Genomic DNA, 7,023 nt, shown 5'->3' with positions numbered 1-7,023 from the left:
TGCGTACCTTTTGTATAATGGGTCAACGACTTAGTGTATCTAGCAAGCTTAAGCCGGTAGGTGTAGGCGCAGCGAAAGCGAGTGTTAATAGCGCGTTCAGTTAGATGCATTAGACCCGAAACCGAGTGATCTAGCCATGAGCAGGCTGAAGGTTGGGTAACACCAACTGGAGGGCCGAACCCGCATCTGTTGCAATAGATTGGGATGACTTGTGGCTAGGGGTGAAAGGCCAATCAAACTCGGAAATAGCTGGTTCTCCGCGAAAACTATTTAGGTAGTGCGTCGATCGAATACCCCGGGGGGTAGAGCACTGGATGGGCTATGGGGACTCACCGTCTTACTGATCCTAACCAAACTCCGAATACCCGGGAGTACTAATCGGCAGACACACGGCGGGTGCTAACGTCCGTCGTGAAGAGGGCAACAACCCTGACCTCCAGCTAAGGTCCCCAAGTCATGGCTAAGTGGGAAAGGATGTGAGGATCCCAAAACAACCAGGATGTTGGCTTAGAAGCAGCCATCATTTAAAGAAAGCGTAACAGCTCACTGGTCTAAATAAGGGTCTTTGCGCCGAAAATGTAACGGGGCTAAAGCCATGCACCGAAGCTGAGGATGTGCAGTTTACTGCACGTGGTAGCGGAGCGTTCCGTAAGCCTGCGAAGGAGGACCCGTGAGGGCCTCTGGAGGTATCGGAAGTGCGAATGTTGACATGAGTAACGATAAAGGGGGTGAGAGACCCCCTCGCCGAAAGACCAAGGGTTCCTGCTTAAAGTTAATCTGAGCAGGGTTAGCCGGCCCCTAAGGCGAGGCAGAAATGCGTAGTCGATGGGAACCACGTTAATATTCGTGGGCCTGGTGGTAGTGACGGATTGCGTAACTTGTTCATTCTTATTGGATTGGATGGGCGAGGAAGCGGTTCCAGGAAATAGCTCCATCATTATAGACCGTACCCGAAACCGACACAGGTGGTCAGGTAGAGTATACCAAGGCGCTTGAGAGAACTATGTTGAAGGAACTCGGCAAATTGCACGCGTAACTTCGGAAGAAGCGTGACCCTGATGTACGCAAGTATGTCAGGGTGGCACAGACCAGGGGGTAGCGACTGTTTATCAAAAACACAGGGCTCTGCGAAGTCGCAAGACGACGTATAGGGTCTGACGCCTGCCCGGTGCTGGAAGGTTAAGAGGAGAGGTGCAAGCTTTGAATCGAAGCCCCAGTAAACGGCGGCCGTAACTATAACGGTCCTAAGGTAGCGAAATTCCTTGTCGGGTAAGTTCCGACCTGCACGAATGGCGTAACGACTTCCCCGCTGTCTCCAACATAGACTCAGTGAAATTGAATTCCCCGTGAAGATGCGGGGTTCCTGCGGTCAGACGGAAAGACCCCGTGCACCTTTACTATAGCTTTACACTGGCATTCGTGTCGGCATGTGTAGGATAGGTGGTAGGCTTTGAAGCGGGGACGCCAGTTCTCGTGGAGCCATCCTTGAAATACCACCCTTATCGTCATGGATGTCTAACCGCGGTCCGTCATCCGGATCCGGGACAGTGTATGGTGGGTAGTTTGACTGGGGCGGTCGCCTCCGAAAGAGTAACGGAGGCGCGCGATGGTGGGCTCAGACCGGTCGGAAATCGGTCGTCGAGTGCAATGGCATAAGCCCGCCTGACTGCGAGACTGACAAGTCGAGCAGAGACGAAAGTCGGTCATAGTGATCCGGTGGTCCCGTGTGGAAGGGCCATCGCTCAACGGATAAAAGGTACGCCGGGGATAACAGGCTGATGACCCCCAAGAGTCCATATCGACGGGGTTGTTTGGCACCTCGATGTCGGCTCATCGCATCCTGGGGCTGGAGCAGGTCCCAAGGGTTTGGCTGTTCGCCAATTAAAGCGGTACGTGAGCTGGGTTCAGAACGTCGTGAGACAGTTCGGTCCCTATCTGCCGTGGGTGTAGGAATATTGACAGGATCTGTCCCTAGTACGAGAGGACCGGGATGGACATATCTCTGGTGGACCTGTTGTCCTGCCAAGGGCATAGCAGGGTAGCTATATATGGAAGGGATAACCGCTGAAGGCATCTAAGCGGGAAACCCACCTGAAAACGAGTATTCCCTATCAGAGCCGTGGAAGACGACCACGTTGATAGGACGGGTGTGGACGTGCAGTAATGCATGAAGCTTACCGTTACTAATAGCTCGATTGGCTTGATCGTTCTCATTGTTTGTGCTCATCGAAGATGAGCAAAACAATAAGAGTTTTGTTTTGTCCTGACGCACGAAAATGTGCTGCGGACGGCCCGCGCCACAAGGCGCGACGGCCTCTGGCCTGTATCGGTGCCCAAAGCACCGCAATGCGCTTAAGAGGTCCCATTCGACGTGTTCAAAACCAGCGAAAACTGAGGCCACAGCGAACAAACTATTCGCTATTGGCTACTCCCTATTCGCTCACAAAAAATCCAGCTTCTCAACACATTGCCCTTAGCTGACCTGGTGGTCATGGCGGGGCGGCTGCACCCGTTCCCATTCCGAACACGGCCGTGAAACGCCCCTGCGCCAATGGTACTTCGTCTCAAGACGCGGGAGAGTAGGTCGCTGCCAGGTCTGCTAAAGGCAATGTTGTCACGGTTTGCACTTGCAAATCCGTCAGGTTTTGCCCTTGCAAATCCGCCAATCTTCTCGTCACAAACACTAACGGCCCAGCCGATAACAAAAGGGTCGCTCAAAGCGGCCTTTTTGCGTCTAAAACGCACACATCATACGAGATTTTGCCTGACGGCAAAACTCTGTGGGTCTTTTGCCTAACGGCAAAAACCCGGTAACGAGATTTTGCCTGACGGCAAAACTCTGACAACGCGGGGTGGAGCAGCCCGGTAGCTCGTCAGGCTCATAACCTGAAGGCCGCAGGTTCAAATCCTGCCCCCGCAACCAACGAAAATTGTAAATTAGACCATTCCAGATTTTTGCTTTTAAGCTCCTCGCCATAACGCTCGAGGAGCTTTTTGCGTTTGTGCTCCGTATCGATCTCGCCGGACGCGATCCTGGCAACGAAATCGTTCTGCGCTGCTGCGATGAACGTAAGCGCGCAATTCCCCGCACCTGTTCACTGAAAGTCGAATGAGGGATTCTGTGTCCACAATGGAGACTGTGGACACAATGACATTGGATATCCTGACTGGATCGGAACCCCTTCGGGCTGTGAAGATTCTTTCCAACGGGAAGCGCCGGTTCGATCCCATCGAGAAAGACCGGCTGATCGACGCTGCAATGAAGCCTGGGATATCGGTAGCCCGCCTGGCACTGGCGCACGGTGTCAACGCCAATCTGTTGCGCAACTGGGTGAAGCTTCGCCGAGATCAGCAGGCCCAGGGTGCTTTGCCGGTTGTTGCGGAGCGGGAAATGTCGGCCTTTGTTCCGGTGGTTGCTGCGCCACCGATTGCGCGGCAGCCCGACATGCCGGCTCGGCCATCATCGGCAGGAATGCGACTGACGGCGTCTCTGCCGAATGGTGTGCGGCTTGAGCTTGAAGATGCGGATGAGAAGGCCTTGTCCGTGATGATCGAAGTTCTGAGGCGTTGCAATGTTCCGGCTGGCTGACGATCTTCGCGTCTATCTTCACCGGGACCCGATCGACTTTCGTGCGGGGATCAACAGCTTGGCGATTCTGGTCGAGCAGTCGATGGGCCTGAGCCCGTTCGAGCGTGCTGTCTTTGTCTTTTGCAACCGCCGGCGCACCCGGATGAAGCTTTTGTTCTTCGAGCGGTCAGGGTTCGTGCTTGTCTTGAAAGCCTTGTCCGAAGACCGGTTTCGCTGGCCCCGCCGCGAGGCGCCGGTCGTGACGCTCGACACCGAGCAATTGCGCTGGCTGCTTGACGGTATCGATCTCGACGCGATGGAGCGCCATCCTGTTCGGCAATATGAGTTGGTCGGCTGAAAGCTGTTGACGCAGCGGGGCGGCTCAGATTCAAAGCTACAATGACACGAGCTGGCACCCCTGATGTTGCGGAACTGATGGCGCTTCTGGCGGCGAATGCTGCCGAGAACGCCGCGCTGCGGGCTGAGAGAGACGCCCTTGCACAGCGTGTCTTCAAGCTCGAGGAAGAACTGGCGCTTGCACAACTGCATCGTTTTGCGCCGCGCAGCGAAAAGCATATGGATCGCGTCTTCAATGAAGCCGAGAAGGCTGCTCTTGAGGCCGATGCTGATGAGGGCTTGGCCGACTGTGACGAGACCGACGCCAGTGAGCTTCCCGACACGGGATTGCCAGAGGTGGAAAAGCCCGAAGGCCGCAAGCGCGGGCGTAAACCTCTTCCGGCAAATTTGCCCCGCCAACGCGTTGAATATGACCTTGCCGACGATCAGAAGACCTGTCCGTGCTGCCGCCATCCGCTGCATCGCATGGGCGAACTCGTCACCGAGCAGCTGCATATCGAGGTGAAGGCCACGGTGCTGCAGAATGCCCGGGCCAAATATGCTTGCCGCAACTGCGAGCGCACCGATATCAGCACTCCCGTTATCATCGCGCCGATGCCCGCACAGCCCTTGCCGGGCAGTATCGCCACGGCCTCGACGCTGGCCTTTGCTCTTGTTCATAAATATGTCGATGGCACGCCGCTCTATCGCCTGGCACAGGCCTTCGAGCGCGCCGGCGTCCCTGTCAGCCGTGGCGCCCTTGGCCATTGGGTGATCGGCTCCAGCGAAAAGCACCTCGTTCGCATCTACGATGCATTGAAGCAGCGGCTCTTGTTGCAGAGCGTCATCCATGGTGACGAGACCACGGTGCAGGTGCTGAAGGAAAAGGACAGGAAAGCAACCGACGAGTCCTATATCTGGGCCTATCGTAGCGCCCAGGACAGCGTCGAGCCGGTTGTCCTGCTCGAATATCAGCCCGGTCGTGGACAGGTGCATCCGCAGACTTTCCTGGGTGACTATCGCGGCATCCTGATGAGCGACGGCTATCAGGCCTGGCGCACCCTGAAGGGCGCGACCCATGTCGGGTGTATGGCTCACGCCAGGCGACGCTTCGTCAACGCCTTCAAGGCCGGGAAGAAACAAAGCGGCCCACCCGCGCAGGCATTGAAATTCTTCGACCAGCTCTACCGGATTGAGAGGCAGATGCGGGACGAAAAGCCGGATGACGGCGAAACGCAGGCCGACTGCATCCGGCGCTTGCGCCAGAAGCATAGCGTTCCAGTCCTTGAAGCCCTGAAGGAGTGGCTCGACAGGATGGCCCCCAAGGTCGTGCCCGACACCAAGCTCGGCGATGCGATATCCTATACGCGAAACCAGTGGCAATATCTGACCCGCTACACCGAAGACGGCAGGATGCCGGTCGACAACAATTTATTGGAACGCGATATCAGAGTTTTTGCCACTGGAAGGAAGAGCTGGTTATTTTGCGACACTGTCGACGGGGCCAAGGCAAGCGCCGTGATTTACAGCCTTATGCTGACCTGTCGCGCCTGTGGCGTCGAGCCATTCGCCTGGTTGCGACACGTCTTCACCGAATTGCCACAGCGTCCCGACGGCGCCGACATCAACGACCTTCTGCCATTCAACTTCGCAAAAATCGAACCTGCCTGATCAAGGCCCATCGGCAAAAGCCGATCACCGCTCATAGCGGCCGCGTCAACGCGCAGGGAAATGCGCGCTTACCGATGAACTGCTGTTCCATCAGGTCCATGACATCCATCTGCGCGAAGATGGCAGCGATCAAGCCGTGGACTTGCAAGGATGCCGGCTGATGTGCAGGCGTCTTGCCGATCACCACGGTCTGCACGAGCTGGCGCACGATAGGCATCAAGCGACGCTTGGCATCTTCGTTTCCGTTCCCACGTGCCATCGTCAAGAGGTTGCGCATCCAGACTGCGGTCTGCTCCGGAATATGGCGTCGGCGGAGGTCTTCGATCTTCGCGAGCATGTCGGGCTCGGATGTGTCGAACCCTGCAATCATCTTCGTCAGCGAAAGCCGGTCGTTCTCAAGCGTGTCGAGCGTGTCATCCAATGCCAGAAGTCGAGGCCGACCCTCGACGGGCCGGTCTGTGATCTGTTGGATGATGTTCTGCTGCTTGCGCTCGAGTTCGTTCAGATCCCGCTTCATCCGGTCCTGCTCTGCTCGCGGACGTTTGAGCTTGGTCGTTTCGAACGCGATCATCTGAGCCGAGAGCTTGTCGAAGATGCCGGTCGAAAAGAAGGCGACGGGTAGGCAGTTGAGCACGCGCTCCTCGAGTTCGTGCCGGGTGATCGTCTTGGTGTTGCCGCAGCAGGCGCCGCCAAGTTCATCGATCGGCAAGCGCTTCTTGCGGTTCGTGCAGCTATAGCGATCCTTGCCGGAGATGGCGTAGGGTCCGCCGCACTCTTCACATTCGAGCTTGCCGCTGAGGAGGTATTCCGGCCGGTGTGTTGCATTGAGCCGGTTGCTCTGCCCGAAATCGAACAGTTCGCCGACTTCTTTTTGCCGGTCTTTGACACGGCTCCACAGTTCGTCGGAGACGATTCGCATCTGCGGCACGTCGCTGAGCACCCATTCGGTGGCATCGTTGGGTCGCGCGGTCCGTTTCTCCGTCGTCGGGTCCTTGCGGTAGTTTCGTTTGTTCCAGACCATGCGGCCGACATAGCTCTCATTGTTGAGGATGCCGGTGCCACGGCGGACATGTCCGCGGATGGCAGTGTCGCGCCATTTTTTGCCACGTGGACCGATAACGCTTTCGTTGTTCAGCAGTTGCGCGATGTCGCGCGGCGACATGCCGTCGGCGTAGAGCCTGAAAATCCGCCGGACGATCTCTGCCTTGTCAGGATCGATATCGCGCTGGCCGCGGATGCGGTCGCCCATCTCATCGCGCTGCTGCGAGAGCTTGTAGCCATAGGCGAGGCAAGTCGACGCCTTGCCCTTGCGCACAGCAGTCTTCATGCCTTCACGCGTCCGGTAACGGATCTGTTCGACCATCTCGTGGCTGAGGGCGGCGCGCATTGCCAGTTCCAGGTCGGTAACAGGCGTGCCGGCGTGGACGGTCCAAAGCTCGACGTCACGG

General features: G+C 56.9%; 4 protein-coding genes, 1 tRNA gene and 2 rRNA genes (1 of these 7 running past the window's edge). 6 read left to right on the top strand and 1 reads right to left on the bottom strand.

Annotation, left to right across the window (positions count from 1 at the left end; all coding sequences use genetic code 11):
* The 6 genes from AC4CWF_RS25970 to tnpC form a co-directional block, all read left to right on the top strand.
* Nucleotides 1-2,208: ribosomal RNA gene (locus tag AC4CWF_RS25970) — 23S ribosomal RNA — on the top strand; it begins 676 nt to the left of the window's first position.
* Nucleotides 2,209-2,481: 273 nt separating this feature from the next.
* Nucleotides 2,482-2,596: ribosomal RNA gene (gene rrf, locus AC4CWF_RS25965) — 5S ribosomal RNA — on the top strand.
* A gap of 250 nt (nucleotides 2,597-2,846) precedes the next feature.
* Nucleotides 2,847-2,923, top strand: a tRNA-Met gene (locus AC4CWF_RS25960).
* A gap of 225 nt (nucleotides 2,924-3,148) precedes the next feature.
* Nucleotides 3,149-3,589, top strand: coding sequence for an IS66-like element accessory protein TnpA (tnpA, locus tag AC4CWF_RS25955; protein ID WP_491283216.1), 441 nt, complete (start codon nucleotides 3,149-3,151; stop codon nucleotides 3,587-3,589).
* Nucleotides 3,573-3,926, top strand: a complete 354-nt coding sequence (gene tnpB, locus AC4CWF_RS25950; protein WP_491283217.1) for an IS66 family insertion sequence element accessory protein TnpB — start codon at nucleotides 3,573-3,575, stop codon at nucleotides 3,924-3,926. Before tnpA ends, tnpB begins: the two co-directional genes overlap by 17 nt.
* Before the next feature lie 41 nt (nucleotides 3,927-3,967).
* Entirely contained in the window at nucleotides 3,968-5,575 is a 1,608-nt protein-coding gene (tnpC, locus tag AC4CWF_RS25945; RefSeq protein ID WP_491283218.1) for an IS66 family transposase, read from the top strand.
* 31 nt (nucleotides 5,576-5,606) lie between these two features.
* On the opposite strand, the gene AC4CWF_RS25940 is transcribed toward tnpC, so the two are convergent.
* The gene (locus AC4CWF_RS25940) at nucleotides 5,607-6,962 is read right to left on the bottom strand and encodes a recombinase family protein (protein WP_491288173.1); all 1,356 of its coding nucleotides are present in this window, start codon (nucleotides 6,960-6,962) and stop codon (nucleotides 5,607-5,609) included.
* Nucleotides 6,963-7,023: the final 61 nt, after the last annotated feature.

This window comes from Neorhizobium sp. PAMB6630, from assembly GCF_058242775.1.
This window is presented reverse-complemented; position numbering and strand designations above follow the sequence as displayed.